The 25,403-nt window shown below is 60.5% G+C and carries 29 protein-coding genes and 1 pseudogene; 1 reads left to right on the top strand and 29 read right to left on the bottom strand.

Annotated features, from left to right (window positions below; all coding sequences use genetic code 11):
* Window positions 1-2: 2 nt before the first annotated feature.
* Window positions 3-1,280 carry a translesion error-prone DNA polymerase V subunit UmuC gene (gene umuC, locus AC07VV_RS14730; RefSeq protein WP_495036622.1) on the bottom strand — a complete coding sequence of 426 codons (1,278 nt, stop codon included), beginning with the start codon at window positions 1,278-1,280 and terminating at the stop codon, window positions 3-5.
* Complete coding sequence (locus tag AC07VV_RS14735; RefSeq protein ID WP_495036623.1) at window positions 1,273-1,698, bottom strand: LexA family protein; 426 nt, start codon at window positions 1,696-1,698, stop codon at window positions 1,273-1,275. Before AC07VV_RS14735 ends, umuC begins: the two co-directional genes overlap by 8 nt.
* 95 nt (window positions 1,699-1,793) lie before the next feature.
* On the opposite strand from AC07VV_RS14735, the gene AC07VV_RS14740 reads away from it, so the two are divergent.
* Window positions 1,794-2,483, top strand: coding sequence for an SOS response-associated peptidase family protein (locus AC07VV_RS14740; protein WP_495036624.1), 690 nt, complete (start codon window positions 1,794-1,796; stop codon window positions 2,481-2,483).
* A gap of 454 nt (window positions 2,484-2,937) precedes the next feature.
* On the opposite strand, the gene AC07VV_RS14745 is transcribed toward AC07VV_RS14740, so the two are convergent.
* From AC07VV_RS14745 to AC07VV_RS14875, 27 genes and pseudogenes are all read right to left on the bottom strand, one after another.
* Window positions 2,938-3,732 carry a DNA adenine methylase gene (locus AC07VV_RS14745; RefSeq protein ID WP_495036625.1) on the bottom strand — a complete coding sequence of 265 codons (795 nt, stop codon included), beginning with the start codon at window positions 3,730-3,732 and terminating at the stop codon, window positions 2,938-2,940.
* A 150-nt stretch (window positions 3,733-3,882) separates the two neighbouring features.
* Complete coding sequence (locus AC07VV_RS14750; RefSeq protein ID WP_495036626.1) at window positions 3,883-4,425, bottom strand: lysis protein; 543 nt, start codon at window positions 4,423-4,425, stop codon at window positions 3,883-3,885.
* A complete protein-coding gene (locus AC07VV_RS14755) occupies window positions 4,407-4,970 on the bottom strand; it encodes a glycoside hydrolase family 19 protein (RefSeq protein WP_495036627.1) in 564 nt (187 codons plus the stop codon). The genes AC07VV_RS14750 and AC07VV_RS14755 overlap by 19 nt, the downstream gene beginning before the upstream one ends.
* A gap of 49 nt (window positions 4,971-5,019) precedes the next feature.
* Complete coding sequence (locus tag AC07VV_RS14760) at window positions 5,020-6,069, bottom strand: phage late control D family protein (protein ID WP_495036628.1); 1,050 nt, start codon at window positions 6,067-6,069, stop codon at window positions 5,020-5,022.
* A gap of 97 nt (window positions 6,070-6,166) precedes the next feature.
* Window positions 6,167-6,373: a tail protein X gene (locus AC07VV_RS14765; protein ID WP_495036629.1), complete on the bottom strand. Its 207-nt coding sequence runs from the start codon at window positions 6,371-6,373 to the stop codon at window positions 6,167-6,169.
* On the bottom strand, window positions 6,348-7,193 hold the full coding sequence (locus AC07VV_RS14770; protein WP_064596195.1) for a phage tail protein: 846 nt from the start codon (window positions 7,191-7,193) through the stop codon (window positions 6,348-6,350). Before AC07VV_RS14770 ends, AC07VV_RS14765 begins: the two co-directional genes overlap by 26 nt.
* Before the next feature lie 9 nt (window positions 7,194-7,202).
* Window positions 7,203-10,013: a phage tail tape measure protein gene (locus tag AC07VV_RS14775; protein WP_495036630.1), complete on the bottom strand. Its 2,811-nt coding sequence runs from the start codon at window positions 10,011-10,013 to the stop codon at window positions 7,203-7,205.
* Between the two features lie 150 nt (window positions 10,014-10,163).
* On the bottom strand, window positions 10,164-10,448 hold the full coding sequence (locus AC07VV_RS14780; RefSeq protein WP_495036744.1) for a phage tail assembly protein: 285 nt from the start codon (window positions 10,446-10,448) through the stop codon (window positions 10,164-10,166).
* Between the two features lie 24 nt (window positions 10,449-10,472).
* Window positions 10,473-10,763: pseudogene (locus tag AC07VV_RS14785) on the bottom strand (phage tail assembly protein); the annotation flags it as partial.
* A 13-nt stretch (window positions 10,764-10,776) separates the two neighbouring features.
* Window positions 10,777-11,280: a phage major tail tube protein gene (locus AC07VV_RS14790; protein ID WP_142579941.1), complete on the bottom strand. Its 504-nt coding sequence runs from the start codon at window positions 11,278-11,280 to the stop codon at window positions 10,777-10,779.
* Window positions 11,281-11,293: 13 nt separating this feature from the next.
* On the bottom strand, window positions 11,294-12,460 hold the full coding sequence (locus AC07VV_RS14795; protein WP_495036631.1) for a phage tail sheath subtilisin-like domain-containing protein: 1,167 nt from the start codon (window positions 12,458-12,460) through the stop codon (window positions 11,294-11,296).
* Window positions 12,461-12,563: 103 nt separating this feature from the next.
* Window positions 12,564-12,989, bottom strand: coding sequence for a phage tail assembly chaperone (locus AC07VV_RS14800; protein ID WP_495036632.1), 426 nt, complete (start codon window positions 12,987-12,989; stop codon window positions 12,564-12,566).
* A 10-nt stretch (window positions 12,990-12,999) separates the two neighbouring features.
* On the bottom strand, window positions 13,000-14,970 hold the full coding sequence (locus AC07VV_RS14805; protein ID WP_495036633.1) for a phage tail protein: 1,971 nt from the start codon (window positions 14,968-14,970) through the stop codon (window positions 13,000-13,002).
* Window positions 14,963-15,571, bottom strand: a complete 609-nt coding sequence (locus AC07VV_RS14810; protein ID WP_495036634.1) for a phage tail protein I — start codon at window positions 15,569-15,571, stop codon at window positions 14,963-14,965. Before AC07VV_RS14810 ends, AC07VV_RS14805 begins: the two co-directional genes overlap by 8 nt.
* A 1-nt stretch (window position 15,572) precedes the next feature.
* Window positions 15,573-16,454: a baseplate assembly protein gene (locus AC07VV_RS14815; protein WP_495036635.1), complete on the bottom strand. Its 882-nt coding sequence runs from the start codon at window positions 16,452-16,454 to the stop codon at window positions 15,573-15,575.
* Window positions 16,451-16,777, bottom strand: a complete 327-nt coding sequence (locus AC07VV_RS14820; RefSeq protein ID WP_122505839.1) for a GPW/gp25 family protein — start codon at window positions 16,775-16,777, stop codon at window positions 16,451-16,453. The genes AC07VV_RS14815 and AC07VV_RS14820 overlap by 4 nt, the downstream gene beginning before the upstream one ends.
* Before the next feature lie 5 nt (window positions 16,778-16,782).
* Window positions 16,783-17,031 carry a hypothetical protein gene (locus tag AC07VV_RS14825; RefSeq protein WP_495036636.1) on the bottom strand — a complete coding sequence of 83 codons (249 nt, stop codon included), beginning with the start codon at window positions 17,029-17,031 and terminating at the stop codon, window positions 16,783-16,785.
* Window positions 17,032-17,083: 52 nt separating this feature from the next.
* Window positions 17,084-17,650, bottom strand: a complete 567-nt coding sequence (locus tag AC07VV_RS14830; RefSeq protein ID WP_495036637.1) for a phage baseplate assembly protein V — start codon at window positions 17,648-17,650, stop codon at window positions 17,084-17,086.
* Window positions 17,647-18,159, bottom strand: a complete 513-nt coding sequence (locus tag AC07VV_RS14835) for a hypothetical protein (RefSeq protein WP_495036638.1) — start codon at window positions 18,157-18,159, stop codon at window positions 17,647-17,649. The genes AC07VV_RS14830 and AC07VV_RS14835 overlap by 4 nt, the downstream gene beginning before the upstream one ends.
* Entirely contained in the window at window positions 18,152-18,817 is a 666-nt protein-coding gene (locus AC07VV_RS14840; protein ID WP_495036639.1) for a hypothetical protein, read from the bottom strand. Before AC07VV_RS14840 ends, AC07VV_RS14835 begins: the two co-directional genes overlap by 8 nt.
* A complete protein-coding gene (locus AC07VV_RS14845) occupies window positions 18,814-19,134 on the bottom strand; it encodes a head-tail joining protein (protein WP_401387305.1) in 321 nt (106 codons plus the stop codon). The genes AC07VV_RS14840 and AC07VV_RS14845 overlap by 4 nt, the downstream gene beginning before the upstream one ends.
* Before the next feature lie 2 nt (window positions 19,135-19,136).
* A complete protein-coding gene (locus tag AC07VV_RS14850) occupies window positions 19,137-20,132 on the bottom strand; it encodes a major capsid protein (RefSeq protein WP_495036640.1) in 996 nt (331 codons plus the stop codon).
* 64 nt (window positions 20,133-20,196) lie between these two features.
* The gene (locus AC07VV_RS14855) at window positions 20,197-20,541 is read right to left on the bottom strand and encodes a head decoration protein (protein ID WP_495036641.1); all 345 of its coding nucleotides are present in this window, start codon (window positions 20,539-20,541) and stop codon (window positions 20,197-20,199) included.
* A gap of 2 nt (window positions 20,542-20,543) precedes the next feature.
* A complete protein-coding gene (locus AC07VV_RS14860; RefSeq protein ID WP_495036642.1) occupies window positions 20,544-21,692 on the bottom strand; it encodes a head maturation protease, ClpP-related in 1,149 nt (382 codons plus the stop codon).
* Window positions 21,689-23,170, bottom strand: a complete 1,482-nt coding sequence (locus tag AC07VV_RS14865) for a phage portal protein (RefSeq protein ID WP_495036643.1) — start codon at window positions 23,168-23,170, stop codon at window positions 21,689-21,691. The genes AC07VV_RS14860 and AC07VV_RS14865 overlap by 4 nt, the downstream gene beginning before the upstream one ends.
* The gene (locus tag AC07VV_RS14870) at window positions 23,170-23,376 is read right to left on the bottom strand and encodes a phage head-tail joining protein (protein WP_495036644.1); all 207 of its coding nucleotides are present in this window, start codon (window positions 23,374-23,376) and stop codon (window positions 23,170-23,172) included. The genes AC07VV_RS14865 and AC07VV_RS14870 overlap by 1 nt, the downstream gene beginning before the upstream one ends.
* A 1-nt stretch (window position 23,377) precedes the next feature.
* Window positions 23,378-25,402 (bottom strand): phage terminase large subunit family protein, encoded by a 2,025-nt coding sequence (locus AC07VV_RS14875; RefSeq protein WP_495036645.1) that lies wholly within the window; start codon window positions 25,400-25,402, stop codon window positions 23,378-23,380.
* Window position 25,403 lies beyond the last annotated feature (1 nt).

Consider the following 25,403-nt stretch of genomic DNA (forward strand, 5'->3'; position numbering starts at 1 on the left):
CATTATCTACAGTGAACTTTCCACAATTGATCTAAGCGCGTCGTATAGCTTCGGCTCATCATCTCCCGCCGCATACCCCAATCTGGATTGCTCGGCACACTAGCGACCCGGATCGTCCCCCGTCCCCATCGTCCATTGATTTTGTCCAGCACTGCCATCACCCTAGCCGCCTCAGTGGGCTGAGAAGTGGCGAACAGATCGTCAGTGTACTCACCCAACTGGCACAGATTCAGTAGCATGACTTCCGCTTTGCTATAACTGAAACCAGGACGGAACACTCGATCAAGCGCGTCGACGGCCGCCGTGGTCAGCAACCGAACGTCATCCGTTGGGTATGGCAGATCCACTACGACACCATTCGCGTATTTAGCCTCATCAGGGTTGAACATTCCGGTGCGGATGCTGACCCGTACCTTCTTGCACAGCGACTTCTGAGCACGGAGTTTTTCCGATGCCCGCATCATGTAGGTTGCCACGGCTTCCTTGATCGGTGACAGCTCCTTAAGCCTTTTGCCAAACATCCGGCTGCAGCAGATCTCCTGCTTGGGCGGATCTGGCTCGTCCAGCTCCAGGCAAGGGGTGCCGGCCAGTTCTCGAGCAGTTTTCTCGATCACCACACTGAAGTTTTTCCGCAGCGTCCAGGCATCTGCCTTAGCCAGATCCATCGCCGTCTTGATACCCATCGCATCCAGGTGCAGTTTCATGCGGCGCCCTACTCCCCAGACTTCTGCCACGTCCGTATTGCGTAACACCCAGTCGCGCTTGATCGGGTCGCAGATGTTCACGACGCCACCGGTTTGCGCCTGCAGGCGTTTGGCGGTGTGGTTGGCCAGCTTTGCCAAGGTTTTGGTGTGCGCGATGCCGACACCGACCGGGATGCCCGTGCAACGTAGCACCTGGCTGCGGATCTTACGGCCGAGGCCGTCTACATCGTTGATACCGGTGAGGTCAACAAAGGCTTCGTCGATGCTGTAGACCTCTACGGCCGGCACCATCGACTCGATCAGGGTCATGACACGTTCGCTCATGTCGCCGTAAAGGGCGTAGTTCGAGGAGAACGGGACGATGCCGTGTTGCTTGAGCTTGTGCTTGATCTGGAAGTACGGCTCTCCCATTTTCACGTAGGGCTTGGCGTCGTAGCTGCGGGCGATGACGCAGCCATCGTTGTTCGACAACACCACGATGGGCACCTTGAACAGGTCCGGACGGAACACACGCTCGCAACTGGCGTAGAAGCTGTTGCAATCGATCAGACCGAATACCGGCAGCGCCTTAGACATGGCTGCGCACGCTGCTGGTGACCACACCCCAGATCGCCAGCTCGTCACCTTCAAGGACGTACCGTGGCGGATACTTGGGGTTTTCCGACATCAGGATGACTTCCCTTCCGCGAATGCACAGACGCTTGCACACGGGTTCATTGTTCAACAGCGCAATGACGATGTGCCCATGGGCTGGCTCGATTGATCGATCGACAATGGCCAGGTCCCCCTCATAGATCCCGGCGCCCTGCATACTTTCACCGGTAAGCGACACCAGGTAGACGTGCGGCGCACGAATGTTCAGCACCTCATCCAACGATATCTGCGCTTCGATGTGATCCGCTGCCGGCGAGGGAAACCCGGCCGGGACGCGGAAGAGACACAGCGGCACCTTCGAACCGCCCTCACTGATGAGGCCTAGAATTGAGTAACTCATGACGCACGACTTCCAATACTGTACGAATATACAGTTAACTTTCTGAAAGCCTTGCGGTCAATTTTTGTAGGAAATATCAGATAGGCGGGCAGGCAATGTGCGGACGACTCTCGCAGTACAGCGGCATTCATGACTTCGTTGCTGCCTTGAGCATGCCTAACGCCCTCGTCAATCACATCGGGGATCTGCCCCTCGAACGCTACAACGCGGCCCCCACCACACAGCTTGCGCTCTTTCACCAGGAGGAAGGGTTCCTGCATGCGGATATGGTGCGCTGGGGATGGCGACCGCATTGGGCGAAGGATCGGGCAGCCCCCATCAATGCCCGTGTGGAGAAGGTCGCGCACGGCCCGTTCTTTCGTACTATCTGGCCGCATCGAGCTATTGTTGCGATCAACAACTGGTTCGAATGGGTAGATGAAGGCGGACTCAAAAAGCAGCCTTACCTAATTCGCCGCCGGGATCGTTCGCTCATTCTGTGCGCTGCGATTGGACAGTATCCAAGCGCTCGGCGAGATCCCACTGAGCATGACGGCTTCGTGATCATCACCGCCGACAGTGCCGGTGGGATGGTGGATATCCACGACAGGCGGCCGGTAGCGCTTTCGCCTGAACTGGCGCGTGAATGGCTGGCCCCCGCAACACCCAAAGTACGCGCCGAAGAAATGGTGCTGCACCAGAGTGAACCGACTGACGTGTTTGAGTGGTTCAGGGTGGATCGAGCGATTGGCAACGTCCGTAACCAAGGGGCGAGTCTGATCACCCCCGCATCAGACTCAAGCTAAATACCATCGCAAGTTGGGAAACCCTCACAATCCAGAAAGCCAAGCCTGGGATATCTAAAGAACACCTAGCAAATACGCTTAGGATATTAAAAAGATATGAATTGGATATCTTTAGCTATCCTGTTCTAGCAAGTTCTATAAGTTGATATCAGCACAACCAAGTTTTCTGACTACTAACAATTATCAATAGTTAAAAACCTTTGCTACTTACAGAACGACAACCCCTTGACAACGGCGGGCCGGGGGCTGCCGGCCACCACTCCAGAAAAATCACAATTAGGATTGACACAATATTCGACTTACATATTTAATCTCCGGACAAATCGCAACCAACTTCACTCAACGCCCTCAGGACGTCGAGCGATCCAATGCATCCTGGAGGCTTATATGACACTTCAACTTATTCTGATCTTAGCAATCGAATTCATTAGGCTGATTCAGTTGTTGGTCTCTTTTAAAAAAGGCCGCCAAGTGTAGAAGGCGTCCAGTTCATGATAACCAGCTCACCGCTGACCGCCGCTTTCCCCTGCCGCTGGTTAGTGGTGGTGTAACGGATGTCCAACGTTTCGAAATGGAATCCCTCGAACACACGGCGGATATCCGGATGGTCGTTGATGCTGACCATCACTTTGCCTTTGCAGCGGCGCATGAAGTCGGCCATCCGCTCGTAGTTCTCGAATGGAAAGTCCACACCGTAGCCGGCGGTCTGCCAGTAAGGCGGGTCCATGTAGTGGAAGGTGTGGGCACGGTCGTAGCGTTCAGCGCATTCAAGCCAGGGGAGGTTTTCGACGTAGGTGCCGGACAGGCGCTGCCACGCGGCCGAGAGGTTTTCCTCGATGCGTAGCAGGTTGATGGCCGGTGCGGTGGTCGCCGTGCCGAACGTCTGACTGGAGACCTTGCCGGCAAAGGCATGGTGCTGCAGGTAGAAGAATCGGGCGGCGCGCTGGATGTCGGTGAGGGTTTCGGGGCGGGTCATCTTCTGCCATTCGAACACCTGCCGCGAGCTGAGCGCCCATTTGAATTGGCGCACGAACTCTTCGAGGTGGTTCTGCACGACGCGGTAAAGCGTGACCAGATCACCATTGATGTCGTTGAGGACTTCGACGGGCGATGGCTGGGGCTTCATGAAGTACAGCGCGGCACCGCCGGCAAAGACTTCGACATAGCATTCGTGTGGCGGAAAAAGCGGAAGGAGGCGGTCGGCCAGGCGGCGTTTGCCGCCCATCCAAGGGATGATGGGTGTAGACATAAAAAGCAAGACCTTTACTGTATGGATAAACAGGTGCTAGGCTCGCCGCGCTTTGTGCACGGAGCAAGAGCCTTGGCTGGACTTGCAGGGACCATCTGCAGGGACGGCGGTCGATCCGGATGTTGACGCATCCGGACCGGCCGCTCTTTTTCACTTCGGTGTTGAGACTTCTTTGGCGTATGCCTGACAGGCCGCGAGGGCAATCAGCCCCCGGTCGCCGTCATCGGTGACGCCGATAATTCGTTGAGCATGCGCTGGGTCAAGTTCGGCTCTTGTGGGGCCATGAACCACGCCGCCGGTGGCGGTGGCGGCTGACACCGATCCGTTGCCGGCGCTGGTGGTGGCGTCGAGTAGGACTGACAGGCGCAGATCAGCAGTGGCAAGGCGGTCGCGCAGGCGACCTTGATCACGTTGGACATCGCTCAAGGCTCGGTAATGGGTTTGTTCACTGGATGCCAGGCGCTGCTCGAGCGCGAGGCGTTTGTCTTGTTCGGCACGCTGCTGTGCGGCCGAGGCCTGGGCCAGCAGATTTAGGGTTTCGGTGTGGAGGCGAGCCTGTTCGGCGAGTTGTTTGCCGTAGCGCCAATCCTGCACTTGCCAGACGATGGCAGCGGATCCACCGGCCAGAGTGGCCAGCAGCACCGCGCTGACCAGTATCCGATACGGCGCCGGGATCAGTTCGTCGAAACGCATAGCACCGCCCTCGCCCGCCCCCACAACTCCAGCCGATCCTGCAGGCCATTCAGCCCGCCGTTGATCCTGCGGGTGATCGTGTTGAATTCGTTTTGATCGGCGAGCGCGTTCAGCCCATTCATCGACCAGAACCACGCGGCCGACTCGGCAGCCCACTGCGGCAGCTCCAACAGTTCAGGTGTGCGCAGCAATCGCTCGTCGCCGAACAGCGCCAAGCTGCAGCGCAGATAATTGTCGTGGCCGGTGACCTGGATCAGGCCGCGACCGCGATAGCGCTGGCCATCACCATCCGCTGCCGGCGTGTTGCCCAGTTTCGCAGCCAGGCTACCGGTGTCGTATTTGCTCAGGTACTGGTCGCCGCCCAGTTCCCGGACGTACTGCAGCTGACCCGACTCGTGACCGACTTGCGCCAGGAACGCGGCTTGGCGTCTCGGCGTGTTGATCTGCCGATGGGCCATGGCTGCGTTGAGGGCAGATACAAAAACGCCCGCTTGGCGGCGGGCGTTGGGCATGATGCTTTGCAGCTGTTGTTCAGTGATGGACATACAAACTCCAGACGTAAAAAAACCGCACTCGGGCGGCGATGGGATGCGGCTACTGCTTCTCGATGTTCACCACCTTGAGGGGTGGTTTCGCTCCTTTCTTTTTCTTGCCCTTGGATTTACCAGCTTTGCCGGCATTGCATTCGACCGTGGTGGACCAGCCGGACTGGGTGAACACCTGCTCGACCGAATCCGCCAGGTATTCGCCATCAAGCCCGACCTTGAACCCCTGAGCGATGATGGGACGTTCGGCGAAGATGTCCGTTCGGCCTGGCATCTCAAGCCGCACATCGGCGGTCGAGCGGTTGAACGCTGACAGACGGGCCTTGGCCGCCGCTTCAGCAGCGCCCTTGTCTGGGTAGATATGGCGGTCGGTATGCACTGCCGGCAGCCCATCCGGAGCGTCATCGTTGTCGATGGTGACCACCGCCAGCTTGCCGTCCTTTTTGTTCTGGTGCTTGGTGGCGACCGCCTTGTGTGAGTTGCGATCACCGAGGCTAAATTGCCAACGGCTGAGGTCGCGTCGAGTCAGGGTGATTGCGCCAAACGTCTTGCCGCTGGCTGTCTGGCCACCTTGGCGTGGCATCACCAACAGCTTGCCGTCGGCGACCTTGGCTGTGCAGTCGTATTGCTTGGCCAACCGGGTGATGAAATTAAAGTCGGACTCGTTGAGCTGGTCGACCCGGGCGACCTTGGTCGACACCGGGCACACCGGCTGCCAGCCATTGCGCGCGGCGACGTCAGACACGATCTTCGACAACGGTACGTCTTCCCAGCTTCCGCTGCGGATGGTCTTGCCACTGCCACGCATGTCGCTGGCCTTGCCCTTGATCACGATGGTATCCGGCGGGCCTGACACTTCGACCGTGTCCACGGTGTAGCTGCCCATACGCGCCAAGGTCGTTTCGGCATACCCCAGGTAGATCTCGATTGAGCTGCCACGCCGTGGCAATTGCACTTGCCCGTCACGGTCGTCGATACGCAACTCAAACTCGTCGGACTCCATGCCCGGCTTGTCAGAGGTACGCAGCAACAACAGCCGATCATTGATTTTGGCCGTGACGTCGGCCCCATCGGCAACGATTCGAAACATCGGAGTCATGGATTTTTTCCAATAAAAAACCCGCACAAGGCGGGTCAGAAAACAAAGTGTCGTTACGGGTAGCGCGGCGCCGCGCCGGCGACGGCATCGCCCAGGCTCAATCCCACAAGCTGATGCCTTCACTGCTCGGACTCGGCAGATCCGGGAGGACGATAATCACGCCAGAGCGGTACGGCTGAGGCTCATCGGCCAGCCCCTGATTGGCATCGAGCACGGCTTCGACGCTGCCGTTCAGATGCCCATATACGTTGTTGCAAATGACATCGAGCATGTCGCCATCAGACGTCCTGCATGTCGTCGCCATAGCGTTCAAACTCCAAAGTGAAGCCCTGTTTTCGAGCAATCCCGCCGTGCAGCAGCGCGGACTGTTCCTCGTTGATGTTTTTCAGGCACCACGTCCCGATCACCTCGCCATAGCCCGTGGTCAGGGTCAGCGGCTGTAGCCTGGCCCCGATGGAACGCAGTGTGTCGAGCTGCTTCAGTCCGCCCTTGAAGCCTGGGTAGATCGTGCCTTTGAGCGTTAATTTTTCATCCCCCATACCGATGGCCTGCTTCGCCGGCCGGCGCGTCAGTCGCTCCTGCGAAGCCCAGCGGAATTCGGTCGAACGGCTCAGCTCATCAAACGCCGCCGTGTCCAGGTTGAAGTAATACGGCTCAATTTTCGGATCGCGCGGCTGAATGATCATCAGGTGCGGGAACGGCTTCACCGCCTCCGGTGCCGGCGTGGCCTCCCCGGCAAAGGAACTGGTGGGCACGATGTTGGCCAGCGAAGGACTGACCTTGCCGGCGACGTTGTTGATCGCCGTGGCCGCCTTGCCCGCCTGTTCCTTCAACGTGCCAAGCCGATCCTGCACTTCAGCCGCCGCCCGGGTGGCGCGGCCGTACACCGCCACCACCTGACCGACCTTGGCCTGAGCCGCGTCGACGCCGCGCATCACCCGCTGAAGTTTGGCGCCGATGGCCGGACCAACAAACGGGATGTTCTCCAGCTCGGACGCGGCGCCGGTCAGTTCGCGGATCGCGCCGTTGACCGGGGTCAACATGCCATCAGCACTGCGCCGCCCGGTTTCTGCTGCCTCGACCAAGTACTTCAGGCTTGATTGCATCTGCTCCATGTAAGCCATGAAATCTCCTTAGACATGGGGTTCGTCGTACAGCTTGGCAGCGTTACTCTTCGCCGCGTCCGCCATCATTCGCTGCATGTGCGGCATCAGATCCTGCGCCATTTGTTGCGGGTCTTTGACATCACCCTGCACCGTGACCGGCATGTTCAGCGAGTACTGAAACTGCTGGTCTACCTTGGCCGGTACCGGTTTTTCTGGCTCCTTGGGTTGAATGGCCAGCGCCGCCGATTTGAGCGGCGCCGTCACAGCCATCGAGCGCGCGACATCCCCCAGCGCCGGTACTTGCTGGCCCGCTGACGCCATCATGAGCGGCGTGGTCGGCACCGGCGCCTTTGCGATTTCCTCGGGCTTTTCATCCTCGCCACCAAACAGCGACTTACCCAACGATCCGCCCAGCGCCGCACCTCCCTGACTGCCCAGGTAAGCACCGATCAAGCCGCCGATGGCCGTGCCGATAATCGGCACCACCGAACCAATGGCGGCACCAGCTGCTGCACCGGCCATTGTGCCGGCGAGGTTGCCAGCGGCCGCACCGTAACCCTCGGCTTTCTCGTCCTTGGTCTGGGCGTTCTCGAAAGTGTCGAACGCCATCGCACCGGCTTCCATCAGCGAGCCGCCAGGAATCCCCTTGGCGACTTTCCCGACCTTGCCGACGGCCTGCACCACCCCAGTCAGTTTGGACATCGCACCGGCCGGAACCGGTGGCACTGGCGGAATCGGCGGCCGTGGCACGGGCACCGGCGGACGGGCTGCGGGCGGACGCGTACCACCCGCACGGCGGCGGGAGCGTCTCGACCCGCGCGAACGTCGACGTGATTCATCCGGCCCGCCTGCACCACCCGCACCGCCACCCATGGCGCCGGCATTGACGACAAACACCTTTTTGACTTCGTCGCCACTGCCGCCTGACTCGCCGCCACCGTCGCCATCGCCATCACCGCCTGAGACCGCGTCCTTGGCTATGGAAACCACCTTGAGGCCGGTGGTAATGAGGTTGAACTTACCAGCCTTCTTGTCTCCACCCTCGCCGCCCTCGTCGTCACCATCGCCTTCGATGGGCACACCCTTGTACGAGGCCACAGCTTTGAGGCCGGTTTCTACCAGCGACAACGCCTTGCCGGCCTTCCCCTTGGGTTCGGCCTCCTTGTCGTCGCCATCGCCGCCACCGTCCTTTGCGTTGGTCACAAAGACCTTCTGCACCTCACCGGACTTGCCGCCACCCAAGGATCCGCGCGCCAGATTGAACAGGCCTTTGCCGATCTTGAATGAACTGAACAAGCCTTTGAGCGCGATCAGGCCACCGCCGACCGCGACAACGCCCGTCACCACCCCGGGCGCGCTGTCAGACAGCGAGGTGATGCCCTTGGTGACTTTGGTCAGCGAGTCGGCCACCAGATCCGTGACCGGCCGCAACGCATCTCCCACGCTGCGCATGGCGTCGTCCATCGACTGAGCCATCTCCGCCCATTTCTGTGATGACGACTCACGCCGCTCGGCGAGGTTTTTGTCGAGGATCCCAGTCGCGTCACGCGAATCGTTTTTGAGCTGGCTGTACAACGCCTTGTTCTGCATGTAGGCCGACAGTGCGGCCTTGACCTGCATGTCGGCGAACAGGTCGCCCGTGCGCAAGGATTCTTCCAGCGAGGCCATCATGGCCTTCGCCTTGTCTGGATCGGCTTCCTTGCTGATTTTTGACGTGGCTTCGGCCATGGCCGCCGCGCGCTTGGGATCGGTCGCCTGAATGTATTTTTGAGCCAGCGCCATGCTGGTCTCAAGCGTCGACATGCCGTTCTGCAAACCGGTTTGCATCGACCCCTTGTAGTCGATCCCGGCTTTTGCGTAGGCCTTGACCGTATCGGTCGAACCGATTTTGCCCATCCAGTTTTTCAGGTTGTTGGCCGCTTCGTCCGAACTGCCGGCCTGCTTCATCTGCACCTGCAACATGGCACCCAATTGGGTCACCGCATCCAAGCCGGTGATGCCGTTGCTGGCCATGTTCGCCAGCAGCTCGGGGAACCACTTGGCCATGTCGGCCGCTTCAAAGCTGCCCGCCTGCCCTTGGTAGGCAATCGCCTCCAGCGCCTGCTGCATCTGCTTGGGGTCGGTGATCTTGGCGTTCTGCCCCAGGGCGTTGATCATCTTCGCCGTGTCGACGCCGCTGGATCCCTGGCCCACGACAAACTTGGCCGCGACGGGCGCATATTCCAGCGCCTTGCTCAGATCCATACCGGCGCCGACCAACTGATTGACGACGTCGGCCACATCGTTGCGCGCCATGCCGGTATCGCGCGAAGTGTCGATGATCTTGCGCGACATCTCCTGCTCTTGCGGCTTGTTGGCAATGCCGGCTTTGATCGCGATGTCACGTACAATCGCACCAAAGTCAGCGCTGACCTTGGTCGGTACCGCCATGGCACCGACACCGACCACCGCTGCACCGACAGCGCCCTTCATGCCCTTTACGCCAGAATCAATTTGCTGATGACCCTTGGCTTTGAGTTCGGCCTTGTTGGCCGTCTGTCCCATCGAGCGATAGGCTTTTTCCAGCCGGCCGACCTCGACCCCCTGCTTTTTCAAGCTGTCGAGGTTCGAGTTCAAACGGTTGAGTAATTTGGACGCGCCGGCCGCGCCGGTGTCGTGAGCCTTTTTCCACTCTTCGCGCAGGCGGATGGTGTCGCCAATCGTGCGCTGCAGCACACGCGCTTTGTTGCCTTCTGCCTCGAGGCGCTTGATGCGCCCGGTCACGTCCTTGAACGCGGCGCCGACCGTGGAACTGACGGCACCGCCGATCACCAGCCCGAGGGCGAGTTTGTTTGCCATGTCATGGCCCTCATGTGCCCAGCACTACCGGTGGCGGCTCAATCCGTGAGCCACCACACCATATCCGCGAATGGCATCGACTGGATCTCGGCGGCGGAAAATCCGGTTTCCGCCGCCAGACGTTTCGCCGCCGACTTGATAACGCTGGGGTTAAAGCCCGTCGTCGTTGTCCATGCGAAAATAGCCGGCCTGCAAGCGGTTAAAATCCACCAGCTTCAGCCCCTCCAGGTCCGTCACCGATGCGCCGGACAACGCCGCAAACAACACCAGCTCGCGCTGCTCATCGTCGCCACCCACTTCACGGTTGGCTGCACGCACATCGCCCACGGTCGGCGAACGCAAGGCCAGCTTGTCGACGGTCACACCGCTGATTTCACTCGGGCACGACAGCGTTACCAGCACCTGGTCGGTGGTCAGCGACAACCACGCCGGCATCGAGTGCGAATAATCGGTTTTCGGTACCAGGTGCGAATACGCCGTCTGCACGCGGCGATAGTCGGTCAGCTTGAGGCCTTCCAGATCCTTCAGTCCGACCTCGGCGAGACCTGCGAACAGCATCAGTTCGCGCTGTTCATCATCGCCGCTGGCAGCACGATCAGCCGCGCGCACTTCACGCACGGTCGGGTTACGCAGGTTCAACGTCTCGACGTCGATGCTATTGGCTTGGCTTGGGCGGGTCAGCGTTACGACGGCACCGACTGCACTGAGCGACAGCCAGGCCGGAAGGTTTTTAGCGATTGCTTGAGTCATCTGAATCTATTCCTTACAGGCCGAGCGCCTGGCGCACTTCGAGGAGTTGGTCTTTACCGTCGATCACCTGAATGCCGGCGACCATGTCGATTTCGTACATCAGGCGCCCGTCGATTTCGAGCTTGTAGTACGTGACCGCAACGGCGTGTTTGATCTCGGCCGCATCACCGGCTTTCCAGTCACCCAGATCGACCTCTTTAAGGCGACCGCGCAGGGTGGCGACGACTGCCGTTACCGCGCCCTTGTGGCCCTTGAAGGCACCACGGAACGTGGCGTTGAACGCCGTGCCGTCGGCCAGGCCGAAGTACTTCAGTGACTCGCGGCGCACGCCCTTGGTGACAAACGAAGCTTCCATTTTCTCAAGCCCCTGATCCATCTCGATGGGGCCGGCCATGCCGCCCCCGCGATACTCATCGGTCTTGGTGGTCAGTTTGGGCAGCGTCAGGCTCGGCACGTCGCCGGAGAAGTTCACGCCGTCGACGAACAGGTTGGTGTTGTACAAAGTCTGAGGAATCATTGGTTACGCCCCCTTAGGCTGCTTCAAGCACTTCGGTCATCCACTGTTCGGTGACTTCGAAAAGGAAATTCGGGTTTTCCGCCGGCGGCACGTCGGTGAAACGGATACGCCAATACACCTTGCCTTGGGCGATCTGGCTGGCCGTGTTCAGTTCGGTGTCGGGAAACACTTCAAAGTTGATGATCGCGCCCTGAGCTTTCAGGTCGGCCATGAACGCATAGAGACCGTTGGTGACATCGGTCACGTAGGTCTTGGTGATCGAGCGATCGACCGCCCACTTGTGCCCGGCCTGCACCGCATCCATCAGGATGAACAGCGTGCGCACGCGGGTGACGAACGCCCATTTCGGGTCGCTCGACAGCGTGCGATTACCCCACAGGCGATAACCGTCGTCACGGATGATCGTGGCGATATTGGCGTTATTGAGTAGATTGGCCCGGCACGTCTCGTCGCCGTCCAGGTACTCGACCGCGCGGGTCGTGCCGGTGATGCCGGCAAACTCTTTGTTCGACGGCGAGGCCCAGAAACCGTACTCGGCATCCGTCCACGCAAACAGACCCGCCGCCCAGGCCGAGCCGGGCGCGTCGACGGTCTTGCTGGTGACGGTGTCCCAGTACTGCACGCCCGGGTCGACCATGAACAGGTTGCGGCTGCCGAAGTTCTCGGCGTAGGCCATGGCCGCCTCGTCGGTGGTGCCAGGGCCGTCGACGATGCCGATGGCGCGCAGTTTCTGCGCCAAGCTATCGAGGGCCGTGGCCACCGCCTGAGTCGCGGTGTGACCCGGCGCGATCAATAGCCGTGGCTGCGCGTTGAATAGGCTTTTACCGTCGAGCAGCGCCTGCAAACCGGTGCGCTGCCCCGAGGCCAGGACGCCGCCGATGATCGCCGAGGTCTGCAGAGCGGGGTCTTCCAGCTTGGCCACGCCGATGGCGACGATCACCGCTTTGGCTTTGACATAGATCGCCTGACAGGCCTTGGTGATCGCCGAGTCGGGGCCGAAAGCGGCGATGGCTTCGCGCTCGGTGGTGATCAACTTCAGCTCGCCCGCCTTGGCCGTACCGCCGCCGAGGATGCCTGGGGTGAAGGTGGAACAAAGACCGATGATCGAAGACGACGGCAGCGAAATAGTGCGCGCCCCCGTCTTGATTTCGGTGGTCGTAACGCCGTGAAAGAAACTCATAAAGTCCAATCTCCAGAAACGAAAAAGCCCCGCATAAACGAGGCTGTGAGGGTGTTGGTGTTACGCGTAACGGAATGAAAAACGCCCCGTCAGTGCGGGGCGTTTATTGCGGCAGCGTTGAGAGCCACAGCGGCGCTGCCGGGCGATGTTCGGCGAGCGGGAATCCACCCGCTTCCGGCCAGTTGCGCAGCGCTCGACGATAAGCCTGTAGCTCAATGTATTGATCAGAAGTCAGCGTGGTCACAGAGCCGCCTTCAACTTCGTCGCGATGGCGGGCCACAACCCCATCAGAAGCGACAATCTGCGCATCGCGCCAGGCGCGCTCTGCGGTGGCTAATTCCTCATCGGTTGGCAGTTGCGCCGCAACCAACACCGGCAAACCATCATCCCCCCATTCAATGACCATTCCGGCCAACTGACCCGCCATTAACTCGGCGTGACGCTCGGCCGATATCTCCACCGCGTCGGCAGGAATAGCAGTGTTGATTACTCCATCGACGAACCCGCGAGCTGATTTTGAACTGAACATCATCCCCCCCTTAAAAGCCAATAGCGAAGTACTGAATGTTTTCTGACTTTCCGGCACCCGTACTCCCGGTATAGCAATTTGCCCCCACCGAGTTCGTGGTAACAGCACCGAGAGTAGCCACGGAGTTAGTGCCAGAAGCAGTGATAAAAGCTTTCAGGACTGCGTTCGGAAAAATGATCGGCAAAGTAAAAGTGCCTTGACCATTCGAACCTGTCACGCCCCCGCCCCACTGGATAATCAGCCCGCTCGGCAGCTTTTGATGGCCGCCAGTGAGCAGCAACGAGGTAAAGTCGGCACACTTTCGAAGCGCCGCGCTCCCGCCTACGAGCCTCCACGTACCAACCCCGTTCGACTCAAATACGGCCGAATCGCCCAACCCGAGAACGATGTAAGTTCCGCCTGAGTTGTTGTCGAGAATGTCGGCGCCTTGCCGCTGAACAATCCAAGTCGATACTGGGTTTGTCGCCAGAAAGTGAATCTGCGACCCACTTGGAGCGCTAGACGCGAGGGGCAGCGTAGTGGTGAATGGCGTAGCGCCAAGTCCGACAATAAGCTGACCAATTGCGTTCGCACCCAGGGTTGTCGATGAATTCACCGCCGTTTCTGAACGCAGATTTCCCTGCGCCCGCTGTACAAACTCAGTCGTAGAGAGCCTTAGCGAGCTGTCGAACTGAGGCGGAGTCAGGAAGTTCGCCCCCCCCATAACCGCCGCGTAACGCAACGCGACCGTCCCGCCGATCAGCCGCCACTGGTCTTGCAATCGGATAAATTCAGCCGTATCGCCCAGCGCCATCAGAATCGACCCCGTGACACCCGACGAGGTGTACACCACATCACCCACAGCCGCCGCAACACTCAAACCACCAGAGCCAGCGCATACCACCGTAATGGTGGCACCCTGCGCGACACCAACAATCGGCGGCAACGTTGCAGTGAGTTGACCAACAGCGGAGAAACTGTGAACCCCACCAACGTGTGAAGACGCAAGGGCCAGGTTCGTGCTGTTCGTCGTAAACCCCGAATACTCAAGACCCATTCGTTTAACAAATTCGGCTGTAGCAATCGACTTGCTGTTGTCGAATTGCGCTGGTGTCGGCGCTGTCGGATTGCCGGAGAAGCTTGGCGAAAGCAAACGGGCAAAACCGTCCGTAATGTCTTTGAATGTCAGCGGCGTGGCACCCACAACAATCACGCCATCTGTCACCAGTTGCCAAATCGTGTCGGCCTGCGTCGCGCCAACCTCAACCGCCATCGTCAGATTCGGCGTCACCTTCGCGTTGTCGTCCGCATCCTTGGCGCGCGCCCAGGCACCAGCCGCTACCACATACGGGCCATTGTCCTTGGCGGCCGTCTGATTCTTCACCAACACCCGGTCGCCGGCGTTCAGCGAAACGCCATCCACCATCTGCAAACCGGACAGAGCAATATTGGCCGTGGTCGCCGCACGAACTGACTGCTTGATATCCAGCTTGCTCAGTTCGTCCAGAATCTTCGCATCGACGTATTCGCGAGTCGCCAGCACCACCGCCGGATCGATCTTGAGCGTGATATTCCCGGTGTTGCTGACCACAAAGTTCATGCGTACGACTTGCGTGCGGCCAGAGCCTTGCGACAGCAGCGGCTTGAAGCTAGGTGCGCAGTTGGCCACCGCCACCAGATCTCCATCCGCGTCATAGAGGCCGATTTCGCGGAGCCACTTACCGCCCTCATCGGCGGGAATGATCTGCTCGGCGATGATCACCGCCGGATTGACCGGGTCAATCTTCAGTTGGTTGAGCGGCTTTCGGCGCCACTCATTGAGCAGCTTGGTTTGAATGGCCGACGGCACCGGATTGGGCGGATCTGCCAGCCCGTTCGGGTTGGCATCCCCCACGCCCATTTCGGTAAGTTTCCAGGGAATGCCGAGCGCGTCGGCGTTCGCCTGCTTGGCCATCCCCACGTTCGTGAGGATCGCGAAAAACTGCGAGTTCGCATCAATCATAATAAACGTCCAGGGTGTCTATGGTGTGTTCGCGCCCGACCACGCCAAAGGTGCCAGTGACCTCAATGTCACGCATGACGGGTGGGTAAACGTCGATTTCGTCGCCGTCGTAAAGGGACACGGCAATGTCCAGATTCCCCTGGGTCTCCAAGCTGATGGCCAGCCCGGTCAGTTGCCGTGTGACGGGTTTGGCATCGTCAATCAGGCGTTCCAGTTCCTGATACATCTCCTCGGTGATACCCGTGTCGAGAACGCCAACCTTCAGCGCGAAGGTCCCGGGCACGCCCTCGGGCACCGTCTGGAACCACTCAACGATCTCGATCAGGTAGCCCAGCGGCTCAACCACTCGGCGCAAGGCGCCGATGGTGCCCTTGTGTTTGTGGATGTAGTACGACGCCTTGATGGCCGCGCGCTTGGTAGCTTCGCTCCACCGGTAATCCCAGCGATCCACCGACCACGCCCATGCCAGGTGCGGCAGTAAATGCACCGGGCAGGTATCAGCGTTGTAGAGGTCGCGTAGAGGGACAATCGTCTTTTCGAGGAACGCGGCCTCCATGGCCCGTTCCAGTTGCGTACTGTTGAGCGGCAGTAGACTTTTCATATCAGCCCGCCAGCCTCACGTTGTACCGCGTACAGAACGCCGCTTGTGCCTTGGACGGGGCCAGATCCTGCCACCCGACCAGCTCAACCCGGGCAACGCCAGCAACGTGCAACTGAGCGTCGACAGCGGAGCGGGCGACCTCGACGCCCAGCCGCTTGCGTGGATTGATCCAGGCAGCCAAGCGGCTCTTCGCCTCGGCCAAACTGGCGTCCGCTTCGGGGCCGGCGCCGGCCATGTGCAAGATGGCGTCAATCTCGTAGCGAATCACCTGCGCGCTCTGCACAGTCACCCGGTCACCAACCGGCCTCACGTCATCGTCATTCAGCGCAGCGGCCACTGTCGCTAGCAGCTCCGGCGGCGCTTCGCCTTCCCCGTCCAACCCCAGCACCGTGACCGTGACATAACAGGGCGCCGGGCTTTCGGCCGTGGCATCTGCTACCAGCCCCGAGGCATTGCGAGCATGCAGGATGTAGCTGTTACGCGGGCCGGCCGTGGTCAAGCCCTCATAGGCCAACTGGATGCGCTCGCGAAACGGATCGTCGTCTTCCATGACCTTGGGCACCGGAGGCACCGCCAGCAGATCCGCGGCCTGAATGACCAGGCGCGTCAGATTGACGTTGGCCCCCAAGTGATCGAGGTCGCCGCGAATAGCGTGTGCCAGCAGCAGTGCCTTGCCGGCATCATTGACTCGGGCGCGATTGCCGACCTTGTTGTAAGCCCCGACCTCAAGCACTTTGACCACTGGATCGCTTTCCAGCGCGGCCGTCCAGTTGCCGCCCATGTACCCGCGAAAAACACTCAGCCCGTCCTGATAAACCTCTTCGAAGTCCAGAGGCTCCAGCACGGTCGGCGCCGGCAGCGACGACAGATCTACGGTACTCATGCGGCCACCTCCAACGTGACGCTGTCGCCCAGGTACTTCCCGACGATTTGCAAATTGATTTGCCCGCCAATGACGGAAATGACGCGCACCTGATCCAACTTCAAACGCGGTTCCCAGCGCCCCAGAGCACGGGCAACCTCAGCCTGTACGGCGCTTTTCCAGCCTTCGTTGATGGGTAAATCGACAAACCGCCGTAGCTTGCTGCCGTATTCCATACGGTGCCGGCGACTGCCCAGCGGCGTGCTCAAGATGTCGGCAATGGATTGCCGCAGATGCTCGATGCCGGATATGGGTAGGCCGGTGTGGCGATCCATTCCGATCATCGATGTCACTCCTTGAACGGCTCGTATTCTTCGCTGGCTTTCAGGAACTTGACCGCGTCGATGTCGGAGGCCGGCACCACGACCGTCGCCTTGTCGACCGGATAGGAACGGTCAGTACCGGGCACGATCAACAGTCGCGACGTGTAGAGCTTGTCGCGGAATTTCAAGAACTCAGGCGATGAGTAAGCAGAGGATGACAATGCAGGTTCCGAGGACGTTTGCACCTCAGTTGAGGTCGTATCGATCTTGGCCATGTGTTTCTCCAGGCATGAAAAAGCCCGCACTGGGCGGGCTGTCGTGAATGAATTAATGCGTGTGGTGGTTGCTGTTGCCGGTGGCGTCGATGATTGACCCGGCGCTGGTGATGCCCTTGGTGACGTGCAACGCACCTTCGATCATCACCGCCGCTTTCAGGTTGATGTTGCCGGTGGTCACGCTCACGGCGCTATCGGTTACAACCGCTTCCGTGCTGGCCACTTTGATGCTGACCGTACCGCTCGGCAGAGTGATGCTGTAGCTCTTGGCCTGCCAGTCGTAGATCAGCGAGCCGCCATCATCGAAGCGCCAGACCTCGACGTGGTCGCGGTTGTCTGGCGGCGGTCCGGCATTGCCATACAGGCCCGGGACAAACGTGCCTTGCGACACCTCCCCGCTGGGACTGATCAAACTACCCTGTTCACCCAAAGACGGTGCACGCCAATGCCTGGCCTTGCCCGCAGCGATGCTGTGCCAGCGCACCCAAGCGCTGACCCATTCACTGCCGTCCGAGACGCGACATACCGGCGGCGAAGCGGACAGATCCACCGCGACCACGTAGCAAGCCTTTACCGCCCCCGCGATCATGCGGTCATGCTGGGCGCTTGCGTAACTCATGGACCCTGCTCCGGACCGACAGTCACCTCAACGTTGTAGTCATTCAAATGCAGCTCACCCGGCAGATCATCTGGCCACGGCCACTCCTCAAGTCCGAGATAGACCTGCTGAGTCCACTCCACCAGCCACACGGTGTATCCATCCAGGTGCGGCTGGGTCCAGTCCTGCAGCGATTGCACAAACTCGGCGGGTTCAACTGCTAACCCCCAGGTTTGCGCACGTAGCAGCACCGCCAACTGCGTCGCTAGTTGCACGGCCTGTTGATGATGGTGCGGCTTGATGGGGTCGACGATGATGCGAGCCTCAAACTTGAAGATCAGCGAAGTTTCGCCGGTGCCGATATCGGTACCCGGCTCGATCTCCGCCACCTCAAGAAACACCGCTGGCAGCAACACACGATCAGCAACGTTCGGCCAGGCCGCGACTGTATGCACGCCGGGAAGGTGAGCGCGCAGATGCTGTTCTACCACCCGATAAAGCTGGTCCAGGCTGAAGGGTTCGTCAGACATTGCCGATCCTCTTGAGGTATTTCTGCAGCTCAAAGTTGAGTTCCTGCTTGAGGATCTCCAGCAGGCGTTCATCCGCTTTTTTTACCCAGCTTTCGAAGTGCGGCCGGGCTTGCTCCAGCGATACCTTGGCCTTGGCCAGCGGAAAACGACTGCCGTTTTCGGCGACCCAGCCCGAACTCGGCCCGCGACCAGGTGACACCGTGCTGTCGGGGTAGTTGTCCGCGTTGAAATGCTTGCTGGCCGTGCGGATCCAGATGTCGGGCTTGTTGCCGTAGACCTTCTTGAGAAAGGCACCCTGATAACGCCGCCCCGCCACCGACACTCCGCTGCCGGTTTGCCGCGCCCGACCGATCCGGCTGGACTCGATGGCGTTCAAACCGAACCACAGTTTGCCGCTCGCGGCCCCGCCGGAAACCGGGTAGCTGCGCAACCGCTGACGGACCGCCGCAACAGCGATACGCTCTGACCGGCTGACCGCTCGGGCGATGTGCGTGCGCAACCAACCCAACGTCTTGTTGATCGCACGCCGATGCGCAGCCGCAGCCGCTTTCGGCACCACCTTGGCAAAGTCCTGGAACGCCTGAAAGTCAGCGGCCGAGGACTGGATAGAGATCATCCCGCCCCCGGCCGAGGGTTTGAAATAGCTGCCGACACTCATGGGCGCAACCTCAGAATCAGGGCAACCAGGCCGTCGCCGCTCGGTTCGAGCTGGATCAGGTCGTAGTCACCGCCGCCGTCCAAGGCAGGCAAGTCAACGCTGACCAGCATGCCCTGCTCCAGACCTTGCGAATCACTGACGCGGATCTCGAAGCGCGGCTCGCGCAACCCGGTGTTGAGCTTGCCGAGCTTGGGTTGCAGCCAGGGCGCGGCGAACATGCCGAACACTGGCTCCTCGCGACCCTCTATCCGCGCCGTATCGCCCAGCGTTTCGAATACCACCGCGTCGACCTCGGCGATCAGATCGCGAAAGCCCACGGTCAGAGTTCCAGCAGGATCTGGGCGCGCGGTCGGGTGCACAGGTGCAGCGGGTTGGACTGCGCCTCACCGGCCATGCCTTTGTTGAAAGGCAGCGGCTCGATCATGCTGTAGTACGGAATGCCCTGGGTGTTGACCGTTTCCATGTAGTCAGCCGGCGCAAACACCGAGATGTACAGATCCGGCACGCCTTCAGGGATCAGAAGTGCCTTGTCGTCATGCACGAACGACACGCCGGCCACCTTCCCACGGTAGCGCTCCCAGATGATGCCGCCGAACTCGAAGCTTTCCCGGGCATCACCGCGCAGAGCCGCTGCCTGCTGACTGTTGAGGTAGGTCTCTTTTACCGAGGGATGGACGATGAGTTCGTTCCAGAAATGCTTACCACAAAAAGCGCGCGAGCCCGTGCTGGTGACAGCGCCGAGTGCGTCTTCCTGCATATCCAAGGCCTCGACACATTTAACACGCAGCTCCGTCTTAGGATCCTTAAGTCCCATAGACATCTTTTGGCGCTGCACACCGAAGCGATCATAGAGATCCAACAGGACGGTCTTGCCATCGGCGTCGAGAATCTGGCCATTCAGTGCGCCCATACGCTGGAATTCGTGCGTGGCGTCCAACTGGCGCCGCGCCTTGGCCAGGCGCGCATTGACCACGTCCTGCACCGCCTGCAGCTCGGTGCGAGTGCCAAAGGCACGGATGCCTTGGATCTCGTCGGCCTTGATGGTGAAACGCTCAGGCAGGTGCACGGTGTTGAACGGGATCAGGTTGCGCTTGCTGGCCGCGACCACCAGGCCAGAACCACCACGCTCGCCAGCGGGCACCAGTGCCAGGGTGTCGCCGTCCTTTTCAATCTGCACGGTCAGGGTGGTAATGCCTTCCTCGCGGAACAGGCCCAAGGCGCTGATGCGCCCTGGCAGGTACGGTTGATCATTGAGTGCAGCGGTCAGCGAGGTAACGGTAAACGCTTCGTCGTCAAAAATGGCGATATCGGCCATGGGTACTCTCCAGAAACGAAAAATCCCGCACGCGGCGGGATGCATATAAAAGAAGGAAACGCCTTTAGCGGACGATCAGGAAGTGGGTGGCCAGCGCTTTTTCGGCTGCCGGATCCAGGCCGGTCAGGTGCGCTTCGCTGACCTCGGCCAACCGCACCACGGCGCGACCGCGACGCACCACGTCGGATTCGCCGAGCGGGCCGTAGAGAATGGCGACGGCGTTTTCAGTGCCGTCCTCTGCCGTTGGGTTGTACGGTGCGAATTCGCCGGAGGCGGTCACCAGCCCGAGGATTTGTCCCGGCCACAACGCTGGGCCGGCCGCGACGTTGATCGCTTCACGCGAAATGGTGCCGGCGCCTTCGGACAGCAGGAATTCACCTGCGTGCATCGGTTCCTGTTTGATGGTCATGCTCATGCTCCTTTCGCGCCGCGCGCGGTTCCAGTTTGAGCCGCTTGGCGAGCAGCCCAAATCAAGTTGGGGTCAGGTTGTTTGGCCAGCACCTTGGGTGCCGGGTCGTCCGCCAGCGGCAGACTGTTGTCGATTTCAAAGCCCTTGCCGCTGGTGACGATCTTGTCGAACAGACGCGCCCGCACCGCCGCTGCATCCAGACCGGCCGCGACATACTCGGTGCTGAACTCCGGCAGACGCGCGGCCACGCAAAGGTCGTTCACTGCCTTGGCGCGTGCCAGGCCAGCGAGGACGATCTCCTCGCTTTCGAGCTGGGTGGAATTGAGCAGCGGCTCGATCAGGTTGCTGATGCCCGCCGCCGTGCAGCGCTGAGTGATCATCAACGCCAACTTGGCCGAGTCGATAACAGACGGCACCAGCGGCGGATCGACAGGTTCAAGTTCCGGATCCGGCTCAGGTGGCTCGTCGAGCTGGGCCAGCAATTCAGCCGGTGCGTTCTGGAATCGTTGCAGCACCGCGCCTTGACCGAGACACGCTTTGACCTTGACGCCGTCGCCGACTTCATCGGCCAGCCCCAATGCCACCGCTTCGTTGGCGGTCAGCCAGGTTTCAGCCGCCACCAAACGCCGCAGCTCAATCTCGTCGATGTCCGGAGCCTTGGCCTTATACGCGGCAATGATGGCTTCCATGGTCTGGTCGAGGACGTCGGCGACCTTGCGGAAGTCTTCCGCATCACCGGCGGCGTAGGTCCACGGGTTGTGGATCATCAACATCGCGTTGGAAGCGATCACCACCCGGTGCGCACCGCAGACGGCGACACTGGCGGCACTGGCGGCGAGCGCATCGATCCGCCCGGTGCACCGCTCGCCCAGCCGCGACAGCGCGTTGTGCATCGCCAGACCGTCGAACAGGTCACCGCCGATACTGTTGAACGCAGCCACCACCGGCGACACACCGTCATCCATGGCGCGCAGATCCTGCACGAACTGATTCGCAGTGATGCCCCATGCGCCGATCTCGCCGTAGACGAAAACTTCGATCACTCGCTCGGTGGCCTCGCCGCTGGCCTGCAGGGCGTACCAGGTCTTGTCCTGAACCTCGACGCGCTTGCCTGCGCGGTTGTAAATGCGCGGTCGCGCTTGTTTGCTCATGGTTGCTCCTTGTCGTCGGTGTCTTCGACGGCATCAAGGGTGTTGTAGTTGAGGCCCAGATTTGTGGCCCGTGCCAGATCGGCGGCGTTTTCCAGATCGACCGTTTCAGCGTCGTAGCCGGTGCGTAAGACCATCTCGCTGCGCGACGAAAACCCGGCTCTCACCTCCATCGTGCGCGCTTGCACGTCCTGAACCGGTTGGATGTAGGCCCAGCCTTGTGGCACCCAGCGAGTGCGCAGGTAATGACGTCGCTTCTGCGCGTAATCGTCCAGCACCAGGACACCCGACAGCACCGCCATGTCCATCCATGCAGCCCGCACCGGGCGGCACAGTTGATGGACGTACACGCTGAACTGCAGTTGTTCCAGGCGGCGCCGGAACTCGTTGAGCACCACCCGCAGTGCTCGGTCGTTGATGCCGCGCATGTCGCCGGTGAGGATCTCGTAAGGCGTACCTGACCCCGCTGCTGCTGCCATCAATTGCTGCCGCATGAAGTCCGGATAGTTGTTGCCGGCGTCTGGCGGTTTGGAGAACTCCACTTCCTCACCTGCCCCCAGTTCCTGCATGGTGCCGGGTTCGAGCGCGACCATCGGCGTGAAGCCATCGCGGTCCAGATCCAGCAATTGACCGGTGACCGGATCGCGTGGAGCCGGACCCGATTCCGGCGCCGGACGCTTGATGAAACCGGCAAACAGGTTGGCCACCTCTTGGCGGAACAACACCGCGTCGTCGTAGTTGTCCAGACTGCGCAGGCGTTTGAGCACCGGCGATAATCGCGGCACACCGCGCAACTGACCAGGCTCCACCGGTTCGAAAATGTGCAGCACCTGTGCGGCCGGTACGCGCACAAGCTGGTTGTAGCCGGCGTTGAGTGAAGCTGCATCGCGCGGATGCGACAGGTACATCCAGTACGCCACCCGCTTGCCGCCCGGGGTGAACTCGATGCCGGCACGGATGACATTGCCGTTTTTGGTGGTCTCGAACTTGTCGTGCGGGACGAACTCCGGCGCCAGGATCTGAAGCTGCAGCGGAACCGCCAAACCTTCATTCAATCCGCGAGGACGCAAACGAACGAAGCATTCGCCCGAGGTTTCCACCGTGCGCGCCACCAGCGCCTGCTGGCCGTAGAAGTCGGTGCGATCATCCGCATCCGCCTCATCGACCCAATCGCCCCACAGCTCCTGCAGCAGCTTGCGCAAAGCATCATCGTCGGTGGTTGGCCGAGGGGTGATGCCCGTGCCGATCAGGTTGCTGACGCGCTTGTCGATGACGTTGAAGGCATACGGATCATTGCGAACCGCTGCCCGGGAGCGCGACCGCAAATTGCGCAATGCCGGGGTGTTGATGCTGTTGATCCCGTTGTCGGGCGCGTCCCAGCCAGTGGAGCGGCGCCCTTCTCCGGCGCCTTCGTAACTGGCCTTGATGTTGGACGGCAGCACAAATCCGTTACGGGTCAGCGTCGGAAAATAGCGGGCCATCAGACCCCCTTCCCGGCGTGGTACAGCCGGACCACGCGCGAACGTGGCCCGGCGTCGCTGGCCAGCGACGAGCGTATTTCTTCGCGCGCCTTGAGCAGTTCATCGACTGTGCGGTATTCCACGGTACGGTCGGTGTAGCGCACAGTTTTTTCACCGCGAGCAATGGCCGCCTCAACCGCGTCGAGGTGCTTTTTTGTAAAGGACATATCAGCGTCTCTTCAGATAGCCGCTGGCTGAGCTGCGGCGTTGAGGGGGGGCTGCCGGTCGCGATTGTGTAACCGGCGCAGCGGGTGGTGGTACGGGTTGAGCCTGGCGTACAGCCTCGGGCGCCGGTGTTTGCTCAGCATCAAGTCGCTCGCCCTGAACAGGCTTGATGCTCAAGGCGTCATCGAACAAACCGGACTGGGCCAGGGCTTGTCGCACCCTGTCCCAATCGTGTTCCTGGTAGCGGTTGATGCCGAGGTAATGCGCCATCGCGAGGCAGTACACCATCAGGTCAAGCGCTTCGTTGCGCTCAGCCTTGCCCTTCACCCATTCGATGCGCTTGTGACCGCGCACGTACCGCACGACTTTGCGTTCGGCGACGCACTGAGCGAAGAACTCGTCCGGCAGGTCGTTGGCAAAGTGCAGCGAACCCGGACCGGCCGGGAATGGATAGCGGTTGTAGATCCAGTCTTTGGCGGTGTCGGTACCGACGAACCACAACTCGGCACCGTTGCGTTCGGTCTGACCTTTCCACGTCACGTCAACCATGGACGGGCGCTGTGCAATCACCGGCCGGCCTGGCTTGCTCGCGCCTTTGATGGCGAAGATATTGCGCCAGCGACGAACGCGGCAGAACTGGTAGACCTCATCTGTGTGGTGACCACCGGAGTCGACACCCACGGCGAGAATCGCCAGACCCACACCACAAGGATGCCGGTAACGAGCTTTGAGTTTCTCGTCCAGCACCGCCCAGGTGCGTTCGTCTGCTGGGTCACCCCAGATGATCTGATGGTCAACAACCCAACGCTCCATGCCGACGCCGAAGCCCATTACCATCAACTCCAGACGGTTAGCCTGGACGTCAACGGCGCCGGTCAGCATCAGCACACCGACCGGCATCGCGCCGAGGGTGTAGTTCTCAAGCCGCGCCCGAGCGATCAGCACCTCAGCCTTGGTCTGTTCGAGCGCACTGTCCCAGACCTTAGCGAGACGTGTGTTGTAGAACACCTGCATCAGGCTCGTATCACCTTGAGCCTGGGCTTTTTTGGCGTCTTCAAACTCGATGGCAAGCGATCCCCAGTCCATCCAGCCGGTTGGGGAGTACAGCGCGTTGAGATGAAAGCCGACGGTTTTCCCGTCGCCACCCGCATGAGCGCGCCACTCGCCTCGGGCGAGCATGTCACTCTTGAAATGTTCTTCGATCAGCACGTCGCACTCAGGGGCTGCGCACTCGTAATGCACGGTGCTGAAGTCCTTGCTGTAATGCAGTCGCTCCCATTCCAACACCTGCATATGGCCGCAGGTGGGGCACGGCACGTAGTAGTGTCGCTGGTCGCTGGACTCGAACAGATCCGCAATCCGCGAGGCGCCCTTGATCGTTGGCGAGCTGGAAAAGTAGATCTTGGCGTTACGGCCGAAGTTGGTCGCCCGCGTCTCGGCCAACCGGATGGGATCACCTTCCTGGCCGACGTCGTTCTCCCAACGGTCAACCTCATCGCCGTAGATGTAACGTGCCGACAGTTCAGACAAGTTGGCCGCCGAACCGGCGGTGGTGACGTAGAGCGAACCGCCCTCGAATTCCTTGGTGTCCATCGTGTTGCGTGCGTCCCGCGAGCGGGTGGCTGCGACCCGCTTGCGCAGCACTGGTGTGGCCTTGATGGTCTTGCTGATCCGCCCGGAAACCCGCTTGGACAGGCCAAGGCTAGGTAGCAGCGCAAGGATGTTTGACGGCGCCATGTGGATCAGGCCACCCATCCAGTTCAGGGCGATCTGGGTTTTCATCAACTGCGAGGCCACCATGGTGATCACGCGTCTGCAAGGGTGAGCCGGCGACAGGCAGCGCATTGGCTCACGGGCATAAGGTGTCCGTGAGGTGCGGTACTGGCCGGGCTCAGGGGCGCCGGTGTCTCGCGGGATTCGCATGTACTCGTCGGCCCATTCATCGATCCAGAGATCTGGGTCGGGGCGCAGTCCACGGAAATAAGCCTCACGGTACACCTCTGCACCGTCAGGAAATTCCGTGTGCATG

The sequence above is a fragment of the Pseudomonas sp. GW821-FHT02C04 genome, assembly GCF_059421845.1.

Coding starts and splice junctions, on each gene's coding strand:
- AC07VV_RS14750 (WP_495036626.1), bottom strand. CDS start 4,425: ATGCGTTTCGACGAACTGATCCCGGCGCCGTATCGGATACTGGTCAGC.
- AC07VV_RS14825 (WP_495036636.1), bottom strand. CDS start 17,031: ATGGCCAAGATCGATACGACCTCAACTGAGGTGCAAACGTCCTCGGAA.
- AC07VV_RS14840 (WP_495036639.1), bottom strand. CDS start 18,817: ATGAGTGTCGGCAGCTATTTCAAACCCTCGGCCGGGGGCGGGATGATC.
- AC07VV_RS14775 (WP_495036630.1), bottom strand. CDS start 10,013: ATGGCAAACAAACTCGCCCTCGGGCTGGTGATCGGCGGTGCCGTCAGT.
- AC07VV_RS14745 (WP_495036625.1), bottom strand. CDS start 3,732: ATGTCTACACCCATCATCCCTTGGATGGGCGGCAAACGCCGCCTGGCC.
- AC07VV_RS14855 (WP_495036641.1), bottom strand. CDS start 20,541: ATGACCATCAAACAGGAACCGATGCACGCAGGTGAATTCCTGCTGTCC.
- AC07VV_RS14875 (WP_495036645.1), bottom strand. CDS start 25,402: ATGCACACGGAATTTCCTGACGGTGCAGAGGTGTACCGTGAGGCTTAT.
- AC07VV_RS14865 (WP_495036643.1), bottom strand. CDS start 23,170: ATGGCCCGCTATTTTCCGACGCTGACCCGTAACGGATTTGTGCTGCCG.
- AC07VV_RS14770 (WP_064596195.1), bottom strand. CDS start 7,193: ATGGCTTACATGGAGCAGATGCAATCAAGCCTGAAGTACTTGGTCGAG.
- umuC (WP_495036622.1), bottom strand. CDS start 1,280: ATGTCTAAGGCGCTGCCGGTATTCGGTCTGATCGATTGCAACAGCTTC.
- AC07VV_RS14735 (WP_495036623.1), bottom strand. CDS start 1,698: ATGAGTTACTCAATTCTAGGCCTCATCAGTGAGGGCGGTTCGAAGGTG.
- AC07VV_RS14780 (WP_495036744.1), bottom strand. CDS start 10,448: ATGCCGGCGTGGTTGTCGCTGACCACCGACCAGGTGCTGGTAACGCTG.
- AC07VV_RS14765 (WP_495036629.1), bottom strand. CDS start 6,373: ATGGCGACGACATGCAGGACGTCTGATGGCGACATGCTCGATGTCATT.
- AC07VV_RS14860 (WP_495036642.1), bottom strand. CDS start 21,692: ATGAGCAAACAAGCGCGACCGCGCATTTACAACCGCGCAGGCAAGCGC.
- AC07VV_RS14800 (WP_495036632.1), bottom strand. CDS start 12,989: ATGTTCAGTTCAAAATCAGCTCGCGGGTTCGTCGATGGAGTAATCAAC.
- AC07VV_RS14830 (WP_495036637.1), bottom strand. CDS start 17,650: ATGAGTTACGCAAGCGCCCAGCATGACCGCATGATCGCGGGGGCGGTA.
- AC07VV_RS14755 (WP_495036627.1), bottom strand. CDS start 4,970: ATGTCCATCACTGAACAACAGCTGCAAAGCATCATGCCCAACGCCCGC.
- AC07VV_RS14815 (WP_495036635.1), bottom strand. CDS start 16,454: ATGAGTACCGTAGATCTGTCGTCGCTGCCGGCGCCGACCGTGCTGGAG.
- AC07VV_RS14805 (WP_495036633.1), bottom strand. CDS start 14,970: ATGATTGATGCGAACTCGCAGTTTTTCGCGATCCTCACGAACGTGGGG.
- AC07VV_RS14740 (WP_495036624.1), top strand. CDS start 1,794: ATGTGCGGACGACTCTCGCAGTACAGCGGCATTCATGACTTCGTTGCT.
- AC07VV_RS14870 (WP_495036644.1), bottom strand. CDS start 23,376: ATGTCCTTTACAAAAAAGCACCTCGACGCGGTTGAGGCGGCCATTGCT.
- AC07VV_RS14820 (WP_122505839.1), bottom strand. CDS start 16,777: ATGATCGGAATGGATCGCCACACCGGCCTACCCATATCCGGCATCGAG.
- AC07VV_RS14835 (WP_495036638.1), bottom strand. CDS start 18,159: ATGTCTGACGAACCCTTCAGCCTGGACCAGCTTTATCGGGTGGTAGAA.
- AC07VV_RS14795 (WP_495036631.1), bottom strand. CDS start 12,460: ATGAGTTTCTTTCACGGCGTTACGACCACCGAAATCAAGACGGGGGCG.
- AC07VV_RS14850 (WP_495036640.1), bottom strand. CDS start 20,132: ATGGCCGATATCGCCATTTTTGACGACGAAGCGTTTACCGTTACCTCG.
- AC07VV_RS14790 (WP_142579941.1), bottom strand. CDS start 11,280: ATGATTCCTCAGACTTTGTACAACACCAACCTGTTCGTCGACGGCGTG.
- AC07VV_RS14760 (WP_495036628.1), bottom strand. CDS start 6,069: ATGACTCCGATGTTTCGAATCGTTGCCGATGGGGCCGACGTCACGGCC.
- AC07VV_RS14810 (WP_495036634.1), bottom strand. CDS start 15,571: ATGAAAAGTCTACTGCCGCTCAACAGTACGCAACTGGAACGGGCCATG.